A 19097-nucleotide genomic window follows, 5' to 3' on the forward strand; every position below is an offset into this window, starting at 1 on the left:
GCCCTCCCCTCAGGGGGTGTCCCGGTGCCGGCCGGGCCTCAGCGCACCGAGGTGGACGCCCGCCATCACCAGGGGCGCGCCCAGCAGCAGACCCGCCGTCAGCTCCTCGTCGTCGAGCCAGGCGGAGAGCAGGATCGTCACCACGGGGATGACGACGAAGACGTACGCAGCGCGCGACGCGCCCCAGTGACGCACCACCACCAGGTAGAAGACGAACGTCAGCACCGAGCCCGCCACGACCATGTAGGCCAGCGCCCACCACGTCGCCGTCCGCTGCGGGAGCCGCCAGGTGTCCCCGGCGGCCAGCGAACCGGCGAGCAGCACCACCGTCGCGGCGGTCATGCCCACCGCGTTCATCACCACCGGGTGGACCGGCGGCAGCCGGTGGACGAGCACGGTCGCCTCGGCGAAGGACAGCACGGCCCCCAGCACCGCCAGCAGCGACAGCACCGGCACTCCGCCCTGCAGCGGAGCCCGCGAGGCCAGCGCGACCCCGGCGGCCGCGACGAGCGTGCCCACCAGCGCCGGCTTCCGGAAGGGCTCCTGCCGTTGCGCCACCACCAGCAGCAGCGCCACCAGCGGAACCAGTGCCAGCAGCGTCTGCCCCAGCCCGGCGTGGACGCGGACCAGCGCGTAGTAGGCCAGCGCGAAGGTCACCCCGAAGTTGAGGACCCCGTACAGGACCGCGCCGGCCAGCGCCCGTCCGCGCGGCAGCGCGAGGCGCATGACGGCCGTCACCGCCAGCAGCACCACCGCGGCCGCCCCGAACCGCAGCGACGCGCCCCACAGCGGGTCCAGTTCGCGGTTGCTGAACCGCACGCCGATCGCATTGCCGCCGCTCAGCAGGCAGCACCCGGCGAAGGCGGCCAGCCCGGCGCGCTCTGCGCTCGTCCTCGCGGCATCCACGGGATCACCCCCGCCGTTGCTCGGCTAGTCCTTGAGTACGGTCGCCTGCCCCGCGACGACGAGCAGCACGTGCTCGCACTCGCCCGCGACCGTCGCGTTCAGCCGGCCCAGCTCGTCGCGGAAGCGGCGTCCCGAGGCGGTCGCCGGGACGACGCCCGAGCCCACCTCGTTGCTGACCAGCACCACCTGACGGCGCGTCGCGCGCACCGCCGCCACCAGCTCCGCCATCCGCTTGCGGAGCTCGGTCTGCCCGTGCGCGGCCCAGACCGCGTCGTCCCACGCCCCCGCCCGGTCCATCGCGTCCGTCAGCCACAGCGCCAGGCAGTCGATCAGCAGCGGCGGACCGGTCTCGGCCAGCAGCGGCACCAGATCGCAGGTCTCCGCCGTACGCCAGCTCGCGGGCCGGCGCTCCCGGTGCAGGCCGACCCGCTGCGCCCACTCCGCGTCCCCATCGCGGGTGCCGCCGGTGGCCACGTAGACGACCCCGGGGAAGGCCTCCAGCCGTCGTTCCGCCTCGTGGGACTTGCCGGAGCGGGCCCCGCCCAGCACCAGGGTGCGGCGCGGCAGGTCGGCCGCCGCCTCGTACTCCCCGACGGTCACGGTGGTCCCGTCCGGCACCGCCCGGGCCCCGGCGGCCGCGCACCGGCGCTCCAGCTCCCGGCCGGGCGGGGTGTCGTGGTCGAGGTGGACGGCGATCACGTCCGTGGCCGGGCCCACCGCGCCGCTCGCCCGCAGCCTGGCCAGGGCCTCGGGCCGGCCCAGCACGTCCGCGAGGACCACGTCGTACGGCCGCTGCCCGGTCGCCCCGTTCGTTCCCGCGGGCGCCCCGCCCGGCGGGAGGTACAGCAGCCGGTTGCCGTCCGGGCCGGTCACCTCGTACCCGGTGCCCGGCGCGTCCATCGGCACCGCCCGCACCCGGTGGCCGGAGATCACCGACAGCTCCCGCCCGTCGGGCACCCGCCCCGCGGCCGGCAGCCCGGGCGGCAGCTCCACCGCGGGGCCGCCGTGCGGGTGCGTCAGCAGGACCTGCCGTACGCCGGTCAGCGAATGTCCCGCCCGGGCGCCGGCCAGCACCGCCCCCGGGGTCAGGTCGAGCAGCAGCGCCCCGTCGACGAGGACGGCCGTGGCGGCGCGGGAGCGGACGCCGACGGAGAGCGCGCAGGCCGCACAGGGACAGCCGGGGCGGGGCAGGCCCTCGGGTGTGCCGGTGCCGAGCAGAGTGAGTTCCACAGGATGATCCTCCCGCGTCGCCGGGAGTGGTGCGCGCCCGGTTACTCTGCGGGCAGACTCTAGGGGGTGTCCCGTCGGTGAGGCCGCGAGCCCGGCCGCACCGGCGGGACACCCCCTGGGCGAGCAGCGTGCGAGCAGCGGACGAGCAACGGAGGCGGACATGGCGTGGACGTGGCGGTTCGAGACGGCCGAGGGCACGGAGACGAGCCCGTCGGTGGTGCCGGAGGAGTTCACCACGCAGGGGGACGCGGAGTCCTGGATCGGTGAGTACTGGAAGGACCTGCTGGAGGGCGGTGTCGAGCAGGTCAAGCTGTCCGACGACGGCGGCACCGAGCTCTACACGATGAGCCTGCGCGAGGCCCTGGAGGCGTAGCCCCCGAGGCGCGGGGTACGGGAGGCGCAGCCCCCGGCCCCCGCGCTGCGGGCTCAGCCCCGCACGCCGCACAGGTGCAGCAGCGCGGCCACGCCCCGGTAGGGGTCGGTGCGGCCCGCGCGGTCCTCGGCGGACAGCAGCCGCTCCAGCTCCTCGTCGGGCGGCAGGGTCTCGCCCGCCTCGGTGCCGTCGGTGAAGACGCGCACCCCGTACCAGGACTGCAGCGGCGCGCCGATCCCGGACAGCGTGGCCGTCAGGTCGGCCAGCCGGTCGGCACGCACGTCCAGCCCGAGCCGGTTCCTGTAGTCGACGCTGTCGAAGGCGGCCAGCGCACCCTTCCAGTCGCCGTCCAGCCCCGGCCGCATGGCGAGCGCGTCGCCGTTGCGCACGAGCAGGGACAGCAGCCCTCCGGGAGCCAGCATCCGGGCCAGCCCGGCGAGCATGGCGTCCGGCTCGGGCACGTACATCAGCACCCCGTGGCACAGCACCACGTCGAAGCTGCCCGGCAGGAAATGGGCGCCGGTCTCGCGGCCGTCGCCCTCCATGAGCCGCACCCGGTCTCGGATCCCGGCGGGCTCCCGGTCCAGGGCGGCACGCGCGACGGTCAGCATGCCGGGGTCCTGCTCCAGGCCCGTGACCTTGTGCCCGGCGCGGGCCAGGCGCAGCGCCTGCGTGCCCTGGCCCATGCCGACGTCGAGCACGCGCAGCCGCTGCCCCACGGGGAAGCGGTGCGCGATCTGCTCGTCGACCTGGCGGCCCACGAGTTCCTGGCGGACGGCGTTACGGAGCCCGCCCAGGCCCTCGAGCCAGAGGCGGGCGCCCTCGGAAAATCCGCTCAGGGCCGTTCCCCGCGCTTGACCTGCGGCTTCGGCAGGCGAAGCCGGCGCATCTGGAGGGTGCGCATCAGGCCGTACGCGACGGCGCCGCGGCGCGGCTCGTTCGCGAAGCGGGCGTTCAGCGCCTTGCGGAGGCGGAAGACCAGGCCGATGGAGTCGACGATGATCAGGGCGATCACGGCCAGCCACAGCAGCAGCGCGATGTTCTGGATCGACGGCACCCGGATCATGCTCAGCACGAGGATGACCACGGCCAGCGGCAGGAACATTTCGGCGACCGAGAAGCGGGAGTCCACGAAGTCGCGGACGAACCGGCGGACCGGGCCCTTGTCCCGCGCGGGCAGGTAGCGCTCGTCGCCGCTGGCCAGCGCCTCGCGCTGCTTGGTCATCTCTGCGCGGCGGCGCTCACGGGCGCGCTTGGCATCCTCCTTGCGGTTGCCGGTCGAGGCCACCACGGCCTTGCGCTGCGACTGGGCCACAGCACGCTTCGGCGTAGGGCGGCCCTTCGGGGCCTGCGGGTCACGGGGCTGCGAGAGGCCGGCGGTCACCTTGTCGGTGGCGGCGTCCTTCTCTTCCTTGGAGGAGCGGTTCCCAAACACAAAACCCAAGCCTACGTGGTTGCGGGCATGGGCCCCACCCCGGTGGGGAACGATCCGGCAACGGCGGGCGTCTTCCCAGTGCACGGTCCGTGCCGGGGGTCCGCCCCCGGGGGAGCGTGCCTGTTGGGGGACCACCTACTCCTCACGCCTGACACGGCGGGGGCGTAGTCGTCCTGGAGGAGGAGCGCATCCGTCCTCGAACAGTGCGGTAATGGAGACAGGGCCCGTACTGTGGGTTCTGTCGGTGACCTGGAGCACAGTCCGTCTAGAAGGGGGCGCGCGAAGCCCATGAGCGGTGTCATGAAGCGTATGGGGATGATCTTCCGCGCGAAGGCGAACAAGGCCCTGGACCGGGCCGAGGACCCGCGCGAAACCCTCGACTACTCGTACCAGAAGCAGCTCGAACTGCTGCAGAAGGTGCGCCGCGGAGTCGCCGACGTGGCGACCTCCCGCAAGCGCCTGGAGCTCCAGCTGAACCAGCTCCAGGGACAGTCCGCCAAGCTGGAGGACCAGGGCCGCAAGGCCCTCGCCCTCGGCCGCGAGGACCTGGCCCGCGAGGCCCTGGCCCGCCGCGCCTCGCTCCAGCAGCAGGTCAGCGACCTGGAGGTGCAGCACCAGACCCTGCAGGGCGAGGAGGAGAAGCTCACGCTGGCCTCCCAGCGCCTCCAGGCCAAGGTGGACGCCTTCCGCACCAAGAAGGAGACCATCAAGGCCACCTACACCGCGGCTCAGGCGCAGACCCGGATCGCGGAGTCCTTCTCCGGCATCTCCGAGGAGATGAGCGACGTCGGCCTGGCCATCCAGCGGGCGGAGGACAAGACCGCCCAGCTGCAGGCCCGCGCCGGCGCGATCGACGAGCTGCTGGCCTCCGGTGCCCTCGACGACCAGAGCGGGCTCGGCGCCAAGGACGACATCCAGGCCGAACTGGACCGCCTCTCGGGCGGTACGGACGTGGAGCTGGAACTCCAGCGCATGAAGGCCGAGCTGGCGGGCGGCCCCTCCGCCCAGCAGCAGGCCATCGAGGGCGGCGCCCCGGGCACCGACCGGCAGTCGCAGACCCAGCACCGGTTCGACAAGCAGTAGGACGGGGCCCGTCATGATTGTCCGCATCATGGGGGAAGGCCAGCTGGACGTGGCCGACGGCCACTTCGCCGAGCTGAACAAGCTGGACGACGAACTCCTCGCGGAGATGGAGTCCGGGGACGGGGAAGGCTTCCGGCGGACGCTGGGCGCACTGCTCGATGCCGTGCGGCGGCTCGGCAAGCCGCTCCCCGATGACGCGCTGGAGCCGTCCGAGCTGATCCTGCCCGCCGAGGACGCGACGCTCGACGAGGTCAGGCAGATGCTCAGCGACGACGGGCTCATCCCGGGCTGAGGACGGCGGGCTGCGCGCCCGAACGCCGGCGGACCGGTACGGCGACGGGCCCGCCCCCTTCCGAGGGGGCGGGCCCGTCGGCGTCGTTCCCCGCTCAGTGCTCGGACGGCTTGCGCAGGGAGACGGCCTGCTCCGGATCGGGCGTCCCGCCGATGAAGTTCTCGAACCTGCGGCGCGGCGCCGCCCAGCGCCGGTCGTGGTGGAAGGCGCGCAGTCCCGCCTTGGCCCGGGCGCGCGGGCGTTTGGCGTAGAACCTCTTCGCGTACGGGGATCCGGGCCGGGCGAGGCGGATCGCGCCGATCAGGGCCACGAAGGGGACCACCACCCCGAAGAGGGCGGTGCGCGCCTTGCCCTTCCACAGGGCGATCAGGGCCAGGAAGAAATTGGTGGCCGTGTTCATGGCGACCAGCCCGCGGCTCTGCCGCTCTTCGGCGGTCAGGTCGTTCACCCCGAAGGGCACGAATCCGCCCAGGACCAGTGCCACCAGGGCGGCCGTCAGGACCACGATCTCCACGCTCTTGCGGCCCTGCTCGCTCCAGTACACGTCGTCGAGGTGCAGGATCAGCGCGAACTCGTCCAGGACCAGGCCGGCGCCCAGCCCGAAGAGGACGGCCGAGACCATCGCGCCGAGTCCGTAGCGGCCGCTGCCGACGGCGCCGAAACCGCCGATGATCACGAGGATCACGCCGGGCACCACGTGGTGGACGTGCATGCCGCCCGGGGTGATGTTCTTGAAGGGGCCTCTCCCGGCCCGGATCATCCGGGTGATCATGCGGGTGACCAGGAACGACAGCACGAAGGAGAGCAGGGCGAGAAGGAGGGGCAGCTTGCCCGGTTCGACGACGTTGCGATACCACCAGTGACCCATCGCACCAGCTCTCTCTTCAGCCGAACCCGGTTTGCCGCGTATGCGGTAATTTACCGCTGACCTTCAGCGGGTAGCGTTCGCGCCGATGACAGATTCGTACGAAGATCCGCCACTGCCGCCGCCGGCCCCGGGCCGCGCCTCCCTCCCCGACGGGCTGCGCTTCGCGTTCGGCACGCTCACCGTGCTGCCCGCCCGCATCACCCGCTGGGACCGCCCCGCCGCCCGCAGCGGGATGGCCTGCGCCCCCGTCGCCGGGCTGGTCGTGGGCCTGCTCGCGGCGGTGCCCGGGGTGCTCCTCCTCCTGCTCGGCGGGGGCCCGATGCTCTCCGCGGCCGTCACCGTCGCCGTACCGGCCGCGCTGACCCGGGGGCTGCACCTCGACGGGCTCGCCGACACCGCCGACGGACTGGGCAGCGCCAAACCGGCCGAGGACGCGCTGCGGATCATGAAGCAGTCCGACATCGGCCCCTTCGGCGTCGTCACCCTGGTCCTCCTGCTCCTGGTCCAGGTGGCCGCCCTGTCCGAGGCGTACGCCGGCAGCTGGATCCGCGGGGCCCTCGCCGCCGTGACCGCCGCCGTGACCGCCCGCCTCGCCATGACCCTCGCCTCCCGCGCAGGCGTCCCCGCCGCCCGCCCCGAAGGACTCGGCGCGGCGGTCGCCGGAGTGCTCCCGCACCGTGCGGCCGCCGCCGTCACCGCACTCACCGTGGCCGCGGCCGCGGCCGCCGCCCTCCCGCTGGGCCTCCCGGCCGCCGGCCGGCACGCCGCTGCCGTCCTCGCCGCCCTGCTCGCGGCGGACCTGCTGCTGCGCCGCTGCGTCCGGCGCTTCGGCGGGGTCACCGGCGACGTCTTCGGCGCCCTGGCCGAGGTCTCCGCGACCACCGCCCTGATCGTCCTCGCCCTGGGCTGAGCCGGGCCCCGTCCCCCGGCAGGTGCCCCGCGGGTGCCCGCGTAGGCTCACCCCGTGGACGACATCCGGACGGACCCGACCCCCACCGCCCCCACCGCCCCCGCCGTGCCCATCCGGGTGCTGCTCGCCGACGACCAGGCGCTGCTGCGCAGCGCCTTCAAGGTGCTCGTCGACTCCGAGCCCGACATGGAGGTCGTCGGGGAGGCCTCCGACGGGGCCCAGGCCTTCGAACTCGCCCGCCGCGCCCGGCCCGACGTCGTGCTCATGGACATCCGGATGCCCGGCACCGACGGGCTCGCCGCGACCCGCCTGATCAGCGCGGACCCCGAACTCGGCGCCGTACGCGTGGTGATGCTGACGACCTTCGAGGTCGACGAGTACGTCGCCGCCGCCCTGCGGGCCGGCGCCTCGGGCTTCCTCGGCAAGGGCGCCGAGCCCGAAGACCTCCTGAACGCCATCCGGGTCGCGCACGCCGGCGAGGCGCTGCTCTCCCCGGCCGCCACCAAAGGGCTCATCGCCACCTTCCTCGCCCAGGGCGGCGGCGCGGACCCGGCCGCCGCCGCGGCCACGGCCGGCTCGCACGCGCAGCGGCTCGCCGCACTGACCGTCCGGGAGCGCGAGGTCCTCGTCCACGTGGCCGCCGGCCTGTCCAACGACGAGATCGCCGGACGGCTGGAGGTCAGCCCGCTCACCGTCAAAACCCACGTCAACCGGGCCATGGCCAAGCTCGGTGCCCGCGACCGGGCGCAATTGGTGGTCATCGCCTACGAATCGGGACTGGTCCGGCCCCGCGCGGAGTAGTGCGGCGTACTGCGGACGCGGTATGCCGCACATAAGGACGGGACCTGCGAGCGACGCAGCGGAGCCACGGCATGGACAAGGCTGAAAAGGCCCTCGCCTTCGTCACTGCAGAGAGATCCCATACCCATGTCGTGGCTGTCCCGCTTCAGCCTTGCCCAACGGGCGCTGATCGGCCTCGTGTCGCTCGTCGCGCTCCTCTTCGGCGCCATAGCCATCCCGCAGCTCAAGCAGCAGTTGCTGCCCTCCATCGAACTGCCGATGGTGTCCGTGCTCGCGCCGTACCAGGGCGCCTCGCCCGACGTGGTGGAGAAGCAGGTCGTCGAACCGATCGAGGCCATGCTCAAGGGCGTCGACGGCATCACCGGCATCACCTCCACCGCCAGCGAGGGCAACGCCCTCATCACGGCCACCTTCGACTACGGCGACAGCGGCACCAAGCAGCTCGTCGCCGACGTCCAGCAGGCCGTCAACCGGGCCCGCGTCCGGCTGCCCGCCGAGGTGGACCCGCAGGTCGTGGCCGGTTCCACCGACGACATCCCGACCGTCATCCTCGCCGTCACCTCCGACAAGGACCAGCAGGCGCTCGCCGACCAGCTGGAACGTTCCGTCGTCCCCGTGCTGTCGGACATCGAGGGCGTCGGCCAGGTCACCGTCGACGGCGTCCAGGACCTCCAGGTCACCGTCACCCCCGACAACGCCAAGCTCGCGGCCGCCGGCCTCGACGGCGCCGCCCTCGCCCAGGGCCTCCAGGCGGGCGGCGCGAGCGTGCCCGCCGGCTCCTTCGACGAGGAGGGCAAGAACCGCACCGTCCGCGTCGGCGCCGGCTACACCTCCCTCGCCCAGATCGAGGACCTGCGCCTGAGCCCCGGACCGGGCAAGCCCGCCGTCCGCCTCGGCGACGTGGCCACGGTGAAGCAGGAGGCCGCCAAGGCCGTCTCCATCACCCGCACCAACGGCAAGCCCAGCCTCGCCCTCGTCCTGACCATGGACAAGGACGGCAGCGCCGTCGCCATCTCCGACGCCGTCAAGGACAAGCTGCCCGAGCTGCGCTCCACGCTCGGCGCCGGCGCCGACCTCACCGTCGTCAGCGACCAGGGTCCGGCCGTCGCCAAGTCCATCTCCAGCCTCACCACCGAGGGCCTGCTCGGCCTGCTCTTCGCGGTGATCGTGATCCTGGTCTTCCTCGCCTCGCTGCGCTCGACGCTCGTCACCGCGGTCTCCATCCCGCTGTCCGTCGTCCTCGCGCTCATCGTGCTGTGGACCCGCGACCTCTCGCTCAACATGCTGACGCTGGGCGCGCTCACCATCGCCATCGGCCGCGTCGTCGACGACTCGATCGTGGTCCTGGAGAACATCAAGCGCCACCTCGGCTACGGCGAGGAGCGCGAGACCGCCATCCTCACCGCGGTCAAGGAGGTCGCCGGCGCGGTCACCTCCTCCACGCTCACCACCGTCGCCGTCTTCCTGCCGATCGGCCTCGTCGGCGGCATGATCGGCGAACTCTTCGGCTCCTTCTCGCTCACCGTCACCGCCGCCCTGCTGGCCTCGCTGCTCGTCTCGCTGACGGTCGTACCGGTGCTCTCGTACTGGTTCCTGAGCGCGCCGAAGGGCGTGGCCGCGGGAGACGCCGAGAGCGCCGCGCGGGCCCGTCGTGAGGCCGAGGAGAAGGAGGCGCGCAGCCGTCTCCAGAAGCTCTACGTCCGCGTCCTGGGCTTCGCCACCCGGCGCCGCCTGACGAGCGTGGCCCTCGCCGTCGTGATCCTCGTCGGCACCTTCGGGATGACCCCGCTGCTGAAGACCAACTTCTTCGACCAGGGCGAGCAGGACGTCCTGACCGTCAAGCAGGAGCTGGCCCCCGGCACCTCGCTGGCCGCCTCCGACGAGGCGAGCCGCAAGGTCGAGAAGGCCCTGGCCTCCGTGGACGGCGTCAAGAGCTACCAGGTCACCGTCGGCTCCTCCGGGTTCCTCGCGGCCTTCGGCGGCGGTACGGGCTCCAACCAGGCCTCGTACCAGGTCACGCTGAAGGACGCGGGCGACGCGGAGGCCGTGAAGAAGCGGATCGAGGACGAGCTGGCCAGGCTCGACGGCATCGGCGAGACCCGGATCGCGGCCGGCGACGGCTTCAACAACCAGAACCTCCGCGTGGTCGTCAAGGCCGGCGACGGCGAGGTCCTCGCCCGGGCCGCCGAGCAGGTCCGGGCCCAGGTGGCCACCCTCGACAACGTCACCGACGTGCAGAGCGACCTGTCCCAGTCCGTACCCCGGATCTCGGTCACCGCCACCCCCAAGGCCGCGGACGCGGGCCTGAACCAGGCCGCGCTCGGCGCGATCGTGGCGCAGGCCGTACGGGGCAACCCGGCGGGCAAGGCCGTACTGGACAACACCGAGCGGGACATCGTCATCCGCTCCGCGCAGCCGGCCACCACCCTGGCCGAACTGCAGGCGCTCCCGGTCGGCCCGCTCAGGCTCGGCGACATCGCCGAGGTCAAGGTGGTCCCCGGCCCCGTCGCGATGACCCGGATCGACGGCGCCCGCGCCGCCACCGTCACGGCCAAGCCGGTCGGCGACAACACGGGCGCGGTCAGCGCCGATCTCCAGACGAAGATCAAGGCCCTGGACCTGCCGGAAGGCGCCACGGCCTCCATCGGCGGCGTCTCGGAGGACCAGGACGAGGCCTTCGCCTCGCTGGGCCTGGCCATGTTCGCGGCCATCGCGATCGTGTTCATGCTGCTCGTCGCGACCTTCCGCTCGCTGGTCCAGCCGCTGATCCTGCTGGTCTCGATCCCGTTCGCGGCGACCGGGGCGCTCGGCCTGCTGCTGGTCACCGGCACCCCGATGGGCGTCCCGGCGATGATCGGCATGCTGATGCTCATCGGCATCGTCGTGACCAACGCGATCGTCCTGATCGACCTGGTCAACCAGTACCGCGCCCAGGGCCTGGGCGTCGTCGAGGCCGTGATCGAGGGCGGCCGCCACCGCCTGCGGCCGATCCTGATGACCGCCCTGGCGACGATCTTCGCGCTGCTCCCGATGGCGCTGGGCGTCACCGGCGAGGGCGGCTTCATCTCGCAGCCGCTCGCCGTCGTGGTGATCGGCGGCCTGGTCAGCTCCACCCTGCTGACGCTGCTCCTGGTCCCGACGCTCTACACGATGGTGGAGCTCCGCAAGGAGCGCCGCCGCGCGAAGAAGACGGCCCGCCTGACGGTGGTCCCGAACCCGTCGACCGCCCAGGACGACGAGACCCCGGCCAGGGTCTGACCGGCTGACGGACAGGGGGCGCTCCGGATCCCGGGGGCGCCCCCTGCGCGTACCTCAGAGGAGCGAGAGGTAGTCGAGCACGGCGGCCTCGACCGCGTGCAGCACCCCGACGGCCGTCGGCGCGGCTTCCCAGACCCCGGCCTCAGCGCTGTCGGCGAACTCACCCCGGGCCGCGTCGTAGGTGACCTGCGGCCACTGCTCGTAAACCTGGCGCAGTACTGCTTCCGCATCGGGCTCGCCGCGGTTCCTCGCGACCGCCAGCAGCGGTTCGGCCAGTGCCTGGCGCAGGGCCGCGGCGACGTCCGGGGCCGCCGGATCGGGCGGTGGGGGCAGCCGGCGACCGGTCATCGCCAGAGCCGTGGCCCCACCGGGCACCAGACCGTGGACCAGTGCGGCCTGTCCGGCGTGCAACGCACGCCGTACCTGGGCCATGCGCTGCCGGATCACCTCGTCGCTCGAGCCGCCCACGGAGATCTCGCAGGTCTTGGTCGCCAGCAGGGACAGCCTGGACAAGACGTCGTCCCGCTCCGTACCGAAGCTCAGTTCCGCCTCCTGGCGGAGTCGGTCGGCGTGCTGGGCGATCAGCCAGGGGTCGCCGCCCCCTCCGATCAGAACCGTCCGGTCGCGGGTGGATACGACGGTACGGGCCTCCCCGAACTGTTCCGCACCGGCATTGCGGATGTTCGCGGCCTTCTGGTGGACGCGGCCGCCCGTGAAGAGCGCGAGGTCTCCCAGCAGAGCGGCGGGCAGGCTGACCGCGACCGAGACGAAGATCTTCTGCTCCGCGTTGACCGCGAGGGTGGCCAGCGCCTCCCCGTCGATCCCCGGGGCCACGACGAGTAGTGGCCGGCGTGCCTCGACGGCCAGCTCCATGGCGGGCAGCACGTCTTCCACCTGGGTGAGCCGGTCGGCGCACAGAAGCACCCGAGGGTTGTGCAGAACCGCCTCTCCGTTCTCCTCGTCCGTGACGAACCGCCGTGACAGGTAGCCGGCCCCGATCGAGCAGCCGCCGGCGATCGACAGGTCGACCCCGAAGCCGGGGGACTCCGTGACGGTGATCGCTCCCTGCCTGCCGACCGCCAGCAACGCGTCACCCACGACCGAGGCGATCCGGTCGCTCCCGCACGCCGCCGCGAGGGCCCGGGTGAGCCGCCCGCTCCACAGCTCGTCCAGGGGCGCGGCGAACCCCACGAGGACCTCCCTCGCCTGCGCGAAGACTGCGGGCACCGCTCGCCTCAGCACCACCGGGTTCGTCCCCTGCGCCAAGGCCGGCTGGAGCCCTCGCAGGACCGACTCGAAGACCACCGCGGCCGTCGCGGCGCCGTCCATGTCCCGGCCGTGCTGATCGGCGACGAGTGCGCGCAACAGCGCCGTGCCCACCGCCGCGTAGCCCGGCTCCGTGGGCAGGGCCGCGACGATCTCCCGGGTGTCCGTGCTGGCGTACGCACTTCCGTCCTCCCGGGTCAGCAGCACCGGCCGGGGGACCGGCCCCAGGGTCCGGCGCAGCACCGAGGCGGCCGGTGTGATGCCGGCCAGCAGTTCGGTGGCCAGGCCGCCCAGGGCCGGGAGGCTGCGGGGCAGGGGCTGGGGGCCGACGCCGTCCAGGGCCGCACGGCGGGCGATCTTGAGGGTGCCCTGGCCGCCCAGGATCCAGCGCAGCGGGTTCTGCCGGGCATCGCGGGCCAGCATCTCCTCGCGGACGTGGCCGTACAGGTCCTCGACCGAGACCCAGCCGTCGCCGTCCCGGTCCGCCCGTCCGGACCGCAGCCCCTCCACCGCCGCGGCGGTGAAGACGGAGAGCCGTCCTTCTCCCGTCTCGGTGACCGGGCCATCGCCCTCCCAGGCCTGCTGGATCGCGTCCGTCGCGGTGATCACCGCGACGCCGGTGTCCTTGAACTCCTCCAGCAGGTGCACGGCCGTGTCCGCGGACTTCGCGCCGCCGGGCCGGAACGCCCCGCTGTAGCAGCAGTCCAGCAGCACCAGGATCTTGCGCGACGCGCAGCGGGTCAGCTGGCCGTTGACGAAGACGGCCGGGACCGACGTCGAGTCGAGCAGGTCGCGGTCGGTGTCGGCGGCGGCGAAGTACAGCTGGAGCCTGGAGTCCTTGATCCCGTGGCAGGACAGGTACAGCAGCAGCTGGTCGTCGGGTCTGCGGGCGCGGAAGAAGCGCTCGATCTCGCGCTGGACGACGTGCGCCGGCTGGTCGATGACCGGCCGGACCGCGTAGCCGCCGATGCCCGCGTCGCTGAGCACCTCGGACAGCTCCATCGCGTCCAGGCCGGGCGAGCGCAGCTGGTTGAGCCGCGTGTCCTCGTACGAGGAGGTGGCGACGACCAGCGCCTCACGCACTGCCATCGGGCGGCTCCTGCGCGCGCGTGGTCCGGGCGGCGATGAAGTGGTCGATCAGCGCCTGCCGCTGCGCGGGGGTCAGCCGGGAGGCCTCGAACTCGTCCTCCCCGATCTTCACCCGCACCCGTCGCGCGCCCATCCACTGCGCCCAGGCCTCGAAGGCCCCCACCACGGCCGCGAACAGGGCCGGGACGACCGCCACGAGGATCTCCGCCGTGCCCGCGCCGCCGGATTTGGAGCCGGGGAGCGCCGGGACCTCCCGTACGCGGACCTCGTCGACGCCGAGCTCCTCCAGCGCCGCCACCAGTTCGGCCCTGGCCTCCTCCTGCTCCTGCGCGTCGGCCTGGGCACCCGCGTCGGCCAGCACTTCGATGTACTGCGTCATGGCGATCAACTCCCCCTCGTACCGGGGAGGTTAAACGAAAGGGGCACCCCGGGGGGTGCCCCTTTCCGCGATCGGTTCCGGCGTCGGCCTCGCCGGTTACGGCAGCGCGAGCATCCGCTCCAGCGCGAGCTTCGCGAAGCTCTCCGTCTCCTTGTCGACCTGGATCCGGTTGACGAGGTTGCCCTCGGCCAGGGACTCCAGGGTCCACACCAGGTGGGGGAGGTCGATGCGGTTCATCGTCGAACAGAAGCAGACCGTCTTGTCGAGGAAGACGACCTCCTTGTCCTCCGCGGCGAATCGGTTCGCCAGGCGGCGGACCAGGTTCAGCTCGGTGCCGATGGCCCACTTGGAGCCGGCCGGGGCCGCCTCCAGCGTCTTGATGATGTACTCCGTCGAGCCGACGTAGTCCGCGGCCGCCACGACCTCGTGCTTGCACTCGGGGTGGACCAGGACGTTCACGCCGGGGATCCGGGCGCGCACGTCGTTGACCGAGTCGACCGAGAAACGGCCGTGGACCGAGCAGTGGCCGCGCCACAGGATCATCTTCGCGTCGCGCAGCTGCTCGGCGGTCAGGCCGCCGTTCGGCTTGTGCGGGTTGTACAGGACGCAGTCGTCCAGGGACATGCCCATGTCGCGGACGGCGGTGTTGCGGCCCAGGTGCTGGTCCGGGAGGAAGAGCACCTTCTCGCCCTGCTCGAACGCCCACTCCAGGGCCTTCTTCGCGTTGGACGAGGTGCAGATCGTGCCGCCGTGCTTGCCGGTGAAGGCCTTGATGTCGGCGGAGGAGTTCATGTACGAGACGGGGACCGTCGCACCGGCCACGCCGGCCTCGGTCAGCACGTCCCAGCACTCCGCGACCTGCTCGGCGGTGGCCATGTCGGCCATGGAGCAGCCGGCGGCCAGGTCGGGCAGGACCACCTTCTGGTCGTCCGAGGTCAGGATGTCCGCCGACTCGGCCATGAAGTGGACGCCGCAGAAGACGATGTACTCGGCCTCCGGCTTGGCGGCCGCATCCTTGGCCAGCTTGAAGGAGTCGCCGGTGACGTCCGCGAACTCGATGACCTCGTCGCGCTGGTAGTGGTGGCCCAGGATGAAGACCTTGTCACCGAGCTTCTCCTTGGCCGCGCGGGCGCGGGCCACCAGGTTCGGGTCCGACGGCGAGGGGAGGTCGCCGGGGCACTCCACGCCGCGCTCGCTCTTCGGGTCGGCCTCGCGGCCGAGCAGCAGGAGGGCGAGGGGCGACGGCTGGACGTCCAAAGGCTGGGCGGTGGTCACTGCACGCACCCTTTCTGTTCTACGACAAGGGACTGCTTGAGGCATCGCTTCGAGTTCTCGTCTATTTGACGTTATCTATCATAACCTCTTCATGTCAGTTTGACGATGTCCATAGTGTCGATGTGACGCATCAGCCCGCGAAGCCTCGGGTACGCCCCCCGCGCGGTGTGCGAGCATGAATATCTGAAACAAGCGTCGGGTCCCGGAATGAATCCGCGGTCCCGCTCGTTGCCACCGACGGCAAGAGTCCGACGTATCCCTGCCTCCGGCGGGGAGCCGCCCACTTCGGGAGTGAATGCAGATGTCCGTACAGGACGACAAGACCACTGTGAGCGACGGCATCCTCCTGTCCGACGCCGCCGCCGAGAAGGTCAGGACCCTGCTGGAGCAGGAAGGCCGCGATGACCTGGCGCTCCGCGTCGCCGTCCAGCCCGGCGGCTGCTCCGGCCTGCGCTACCAGCTCTTCTTCGACGAGCGCTCCCTCGACGGCGACGTCGTCAAGGACTTCGACGGAGTGAAGGTCGTCACGGACCGGATGAGCTCCCCGTACCTCCACGGCGCCTCCATCGACTTCGTCGACACCATCGAGAAGCAGGGCTTCACGATCGACAACCCGAACGCCACCGGCTCTTGCGCCTGCGGCGACTCGTTCAGCTAAACCCGGACGCCCCGGCACCACGACGAGGGCCCGTCCCTCCGGTCACATCCGACCGGAGGGACGGGCCCTCGCGCATGCCCGGTGCTACTGCCGGGGGAGCGGCTTGCCCGAGGTCGCGTCGACCACCTTGCGCTCGCCCAGCGGCTGCTGGAGCGTCGCCGTCACGGACATCTCCTGCGCGAGCATGATGCAGGCCTGGCCCGGCTTGTTCGGGGTGTCCGTGATCCTCACCAGGACCGAGTCCGGCTGCTCCCGCGCCTCCAGGGCGTAGGTGCTGCACACGCTGCCCCAGAAGTTCACGGTCAGCTTCCGGTCGGCCTGGGCGTACGAGAACCCGGGCACGGTGGGGCCGCCCTTCGGGCCGTCCTGGGGACCGGGAGTCGGCGCGGCCTCCCCGGCGGATGCCGGCTCGGCCACCGTGCGGTCCGGCGCGCCGCCCGTGCCCGCCACCTGGAAGAGCCAGGCCGGGACCAGACCGCGGGCCCCGTCCACCGTCCCCGGCACCAGGCCGAGAGCCGCGCCCTTGACCGTCTCCGTGCGCGGCGGCTTCATCGGCCGCGGCTCCGGATTGCAGGGCGGCACGTCCGTCGGCCCCAGCGGGGTGTCCGGGTCCAGCGGGACCGAGGTCGCACAGCCGCTCGGCCCGGTGTCCGTACCCCGCGAGCCGCCCGACCGCGCGTTCAGGCGGGCCAGCGCCTCCACGGCCCCGACCACCGGCTGCTCGGACGCCCGTACGGGGGTCTTCAGTTCGCCGCTGCCCGCCACGACCGACCCGTCGGCGCCCACGCTGACCTTGGTGGACCAGCCCTGCGTGGCGAGACCGCCGACCACGGGGTCCGCCGTCACCACGCGCACCGCGCCCTGGGTGACGCGGGCGTCCAGAGCCGCCCCCGCCTGCCCGGCGGCGGCGAGCACCGGGGCCGCGGCGGCCTTGGCGGCCTCCTCGGACACCGGCGTGCCCGTGCCCGCGGGCGCGTCCTGGGGGAGGGTGGCGGGGCCGCAGGTGTCCTTGCCGCGCACGCAGTCGTCTCCGGCGCCGTTGCCGGTGCCGTTGCCCGGCACCTGGAAGCGGCTGAAGTTCCAGGTCCCCGGCGCCTTGCGGGTCACCGTGAGCCGGGGCCCGGAGCCGTCGGCCGCCTCACCGGCCACCCAGACGTCGCCGCCGTCCCGCGGGGCGCCCGCGATGCCCAGGGCGGCGGCGAGCCTGGCCACCTCCTCCGAGGTGACCTCCCCGGACACGGCGTAGGCCGGCGCGGTCGCCGGACCGTCGGGCAGCTTCACGTCGGCCCGGTAGACCACCCCGCCGCCGGACGGGTCGTGCTCCCCGGGCGCGATGCCGGGCCCCGAGGGGCTCCCCGCGGCACGGGGCGCGGAGGCCGCGCTGTCGGCCGTACGAGGCGAGGCGTCGCCGTACGCGGTGGAGGCCCAGTACGCGGTACCGCCGCCGGTCAGCAGCACGGCGGCCGCGATGGACCCGACGGCCCAGGCCGGCCGCCGTCGTGTGCCGCGTGATGTCGTCTCGGGTTCTTCGCTGGTCACCGCATCGCTCCTTCACCTGTCCCGGCGTACTTGATGCGGGTGTGACGGAACAGACGCGCAACCGGTTCCCCGGTCAGTCCCCGTAGACCGCCGTGGAGGCGATCAGACGCGCCGAGGCCGGCGGAACACTGATCCCGTGGATCTGCGAGGGAGCCACCCGGGCCGGCAGCGGAGCCGCCGGAACCGCCCAGTGCGGGGCCATCCGGGCGCAGTCGCCCAGCAGACGGGCGAAGCCGGGCCGCCGCGAGACTTCCGCGCCGCGCGTCTCGGCGGTGTACTCGGGGGAGCCGAAGCCATCGGTGTAGGTCATGGACGCACCGTAGGCACCGCGCCTCAAGCGAAGAAAGACCTACTACGGGGTAGTTTCGGCCGTTCGGCCCGGGGCCCTCGACCGGGTAGTTTTGACTGTCCCCTTACTGTCCTCCGCAGGAGCGTCCACGCCGTGCGCATCGCAGTCACCGGCTCCATCGCCACCGACCACCTCATGACCTTCCCCGGCCGTTTCGCCGACCAGCTGGTCGCGGACCAGCTGCACACGGTCTCCCTCTCCTTCCTCGTCGACAACCTCGACGTACGGCGGGGCGGTGTCGGCCCGAACATCTGCTTCGGCATGGGGCAGCTCGGCAGCCGCCCGATCCTGGTCGGAGCCGCCGGCTCCGACTTCGACGAGTACCGCGCCTGGCTGGACCGGCACGGCGTCGACACCGAGTCCGTCCGGATCTCCGAGGTCCTGCACACCGCGCGCTTCGTGTGCACCACCGACTCCGACCACAACCAGATCGGCTCCTTCTACACGGGCGCGATGAGCGAGGCCCGTCTGATCGAGCTGAAGGCCGTCGCCGACCGCGTGGGCGGGCTGGACCTCGTCCTGATCGGCGCCGACGACCCCGAGGCGATGCTGCGCCACACCGAGGAGTGCCGGACGCGGGGGATCCCCTTCGCGGCCGACTTCTCGCAGCAGATCGCCCGCATGGACGGCGAGAACATCCGTACCCTGATGGACGGGGCGACGTACCTCTTCTCGAACGAGTACGAGAAGGGCCTCATCGAGTCGAAGTCGGGCTGGTCGGACGAGGAGATCCTGGCCAAGGTCGGCACCCGCGTCACGACCCTCGGCTCGAACGGCGTGAAGATCGAGCGGGTCGGCGAGGCGCCGATCGTGGTCGGCTGCCCCGAGGAGACCGCGAAGGTCGACCCGACGGGCGTCGGCGACGCGTTCCGTGCCGGGTTCCTGACGGGGCTGAGCTGGGGTGTGGGCCTGGAGCGGGCCGCGCAGCTGGGCTGCATGCTCGCGACCCTCGTCATCGAGACGCTGGGCACCCAGGAGTACACCCTTGCGCGGGCGCACTTCATGGAGCGCTTCACCAAGGCCTACGGCGAAGAGGCGGCCGCCGAGGTCCGCGCCCACCTGTCCTGACGCGCCCGGGCCCCCGGCCGCTCCCGGGGCTCCGCCCCAGACCCCGCGCCTCCCGCGCCGGTGGCGCCCTTGGGGCGGGGCCCCGATCCCCGGGCGGGGTGCGGTTCGCCTCAAACGCCGGCGGGGCTGGGATGGCGCCCCCCGGGGCGGGGCCCCGATCCCCCGGGCCGGGTGGGGTTCGCCTCAAACGCCGGCGGGGCTGGGGGGTGTCCTCCGGGTGGGTCCGGAGCGGGGCTTGGGGCGGTGCCCCGCCGGAGTGTCTCCTCGGCTCGCGCACGAAGGCGTGCTTCGACATGTTCCAGGTGGTTGCGCGCTCGT

18 protein-coding genes are annotated in these 19097 nt (G+C 72.7%); 8 read left to right on the forward strand and 10 right to left on the reverse strand.

Annotation, left to right across the window (positions count from 1 at the left end; all coding sequences use genetic code 11):
• Window positions 1-9: 9 nt before the first annotated feature.
• Together ACIP5M_RS23195 and ACIP5M_RS23200 are read right to left on the reverse strand one after the other, a co-directional pair.
• A complete protein-coding gene (locus ACIP5M_RS23195) occupies window positions 10-906 on the reverse strand; it encodes a DMT family transporter (protein WP_401199914.1) in 897 nt (298 codons plus the stop codon).
• 24 nt (window positions 907-930) lie between these two features.
• Window positions 931-2136: a bifunctional adenosylcobinamide kinase/adenosylcobinamide-phosphate guanylyltransferase gene (locus tag ACIP5M_RS23200; protein ID WP_401199916.1), complete on the reverse strand. Its 1206-nt coding sequence runs from the start codon at window positions 2134-2136 to the stop codon at window positions 931-933.
• 160 nt (window positions 2137-2296) lie between these two features.
• Between ACIP5M_RS23200 and ACIP5M_RS23205 the strand changes: the two genes are divergently transcribed.
• Window positions 2297-2509, forward strand: coding sequence for a hypothetical protein (locus ACIP5M_RS23205; RefSeq protein ID WP_401199919.1), 213 nt, complete (start codon window positions 2297-2299; stop codon window positions 2507-2509).
• A 53-nt stretch (window positions 2510-2562) separates the two neighbouring features.
• Here ACIP5M_RS23205 and ACIP5M_RS23210 read toward each other — a convergent pair whose 3' ends face one another.
• Complete coding sequence (locus ACIP5M_RS23210; RefSeq protein ID WP_401199922.1) at window positions 2563-3270, reverse strand: class I SAM-dependent methyltransferase; 708 nt, start codon at window positions 3268-3270, stop codon at window positions 2563-2565.
• Window positions 3271-3344: 74 nt separating this feature from the next.
• Window positions 3345-3953, reverse strand: coding sequence for a DUF3043 domain-containing protein (locus ACIP5M_RS23215; protein WP_401199925.1), 609 nt, complete (start codon window positions 3951-3953; stop codon window positions 3345-3347).
• Window positions 3954-4232: 279 nt separating this feature from the next.
• Here ACIP5M_RS23215 and ACIP5M_RS23220 point away from each other — a divergent pair, with 279 nt between their 5' ends.
• Together ACIP5M_RS23220 and ACIP5M_RS23225 are read left to right on the forward strand one after the other, a co-directional pair.
• Window positions 4233-5027, forward strand: a complete 795-nt coding sequence (locus ACIP5M_RS23220; protein WP_401199928.1) for a PspA/IM30 family protein — start codon at window positions 4233-4235, stop codon at window positions 5025-5027.
• Window positions 5028-5040: 13 nt separating this feature from the next.
• On the forward strand, window positions 5041-5319 hold the full coding sequence (locus ACIP5M_RS23225) for a hypothetical protein (RefSeq protein ID WP_401199931.1): 279 nt from the start codon (window positions 5041-5043) through the stop codon (window positions 5317-5319).
• Between the two features lie 94 nt (window positions 5320-5413).
• Here the strand turns inward: ACIP5M_RS23225 and ACIP5M_RS23230 are convergent, their stop codons facing one another.
• Window positions 5414-6187, reverse strand: a complete 774-nt coding sequence (locus tag ACIP5M_RS23230) for a hypothetical protein (RefSeq protein WP_401199933.1) — start codon at window positions 6185-6187, stop codon at window positions 5414-5416.
• A gap of 85 nt (window positions 6188-6272) precedes the next feature.
• Between ACIP5M_RS23230 and cobS the strand changes: the two genes are divergently transcribed.
• The 3 genes from cobS (at window position 6273) to ACIP5M_RS23245 (ending at window position 11156) form a co-directional block, all read left to right on the forward strand.
• Complete coding sequence (gene cobS / locus ACIP5M_RS23235; protein ID WP_401199936.1) at window positions 6273-7097, forward strand: adenosylcobinamide-GDP ribazoletransferase; 825 nt, start codon at window positions 6273-6275, stop codon at window positions 7095-7097.
• A gap of 105 nt (window positions 7098-7202) precedes the next feature.
• Window positions 7203-7898, forward strand: coding sequence for a response regulator (locus ACIP5M_RS23240; RefSeq protein WP_401199986.1), 696 nt, complete (start codon window positions 7203-7205; stop codon window positions 7896-7898).
• A gap of 126 nt (window positions 7899-8024) precedes the next feature.
• Window positions 8025-11156 carry an efflux RND transporter permease subunit gene (locus tag ACIP5M_RS23245; protein ID WP_401199939.1) on the forward strand — a complete coding sequence of 1044 codons (3132 nt, stop codon included), beginning with the start codon at window positions 8025-8027 and terminating at the stop codon, window positions 11154-11156.
• Between the two features lie 54 nt (window positions 11157-11210).
• On the opposite strand, the gene ACIP5M_RS23250 is transcribed toward ACIP5M_RS23245, so the two are convergent.
• From ACIP5M_RS23250 to nadA, 3 genes are all read right to left on the reverse strand, one after another.
• Window positions 11211-13511 carry a TCP-1/cpn60 chaperonin family protein gene (locus tag ACIP5M_RS23250; RefSeq protein ID WP_401199942.1) on the reverse strand — a complete coding sequence of 767 codons (2301 nt, stop codon included), beginning with the start codon at window positions 13509-13511 and terminating at the stop codon, window positions 11211-11213.
• Window positions 13498-13890 carry a hypothetical protein gene (locus ACIP5M_RS23255; RefSeq protein ID WP_401199944.1) on the reverse strand — a complete coding sequence of 131 codons (393 nt, stop codon included), beginning with the start codon at window positions 13888-13890 and terminating at the stop codon, window positions 13498-13500. Before ACIP5M_RS23255 ends, ACIP5M_RS23250 begins: the two co-directional genes overlap by 14 nt.
• A 96-nt stretch (window positions 13891-13986) precedes the next feature.
• Window positions 13987-15174, reverse strand: coding sequence for a quinolinate synthase NadA (gene nadA / locus ACIP5M_RS23260; protein WP_401199947.1), 1188 nt, complete (start codon window positions 15172-15174; stop codon window positions 13987-13989).
• Between the two features lie 292 nt (window positions 15175-15466).
• Between nadA and erpA the strand changes: the two genes are divergently transcribed.
• Entirely contained in the window at window positions 15467-15823 is a 357-nt protein-coding gene (gene erpA, locus ACIP5M_RS23265; RefSeq protein WP_030010511.1) for an iron-sulfur cluster insertion protein ErpA, read from the forward strand.
• 84 nt (window positions 15824-15907) lie between these two features.
• Here erpA and ACIP5M_RS23270 read toward each other — a convergent pair whose 3' ends face one another.
• A complete protein-coding gene (locus ACIP5M_RS23270) occupies window positions 15908-17362 on the reverse strand; it encodes a hypothetical protein (protein ID WP_401199950.1) in 1455 nt (484 codons plus the stop codon).
• 73 nt (window positions 17363-17435) lie between these two features.
• Window positions 17436-17672, reverse strand: coding sequence for a hypothetical protein (locus tag ACIP5M_RS23275; RefSeq protein WP_401199953.1), 237 nt, complete (start codon window positions 17670-17672; stop codon window positions 17436-17438).
• 132 nt (window positions 17673-17804) lie between these two features.
• Here ACIP5M_RS23275 and ACIP5M_RS23280 point away from each other — a divergent pair, with 132 nt between their 5' ends.
• A complete protein-coding gene (locus tag ACIP5M_RS23280; RefSeq protein ID WP_401199956.1) occupies window positions 17805-18779 on the forward strand; it encodes a carbohydrate kinase family protein in 975 nt (324 codons plus the stop codon).
• The last annotated feature ends 318 nt before the right edge of the window (window positions 18780-19097 follow it).

Origin of the sequence: Streptomyces sp. NPDC088762 (genome assembly GCF_044750905.1) — a bacterium.
Lineage (GTDB): Bacteria > Actinomycetota > Actinomycetes > Streptomycetales > Streptomycetaceae > Streptomyces.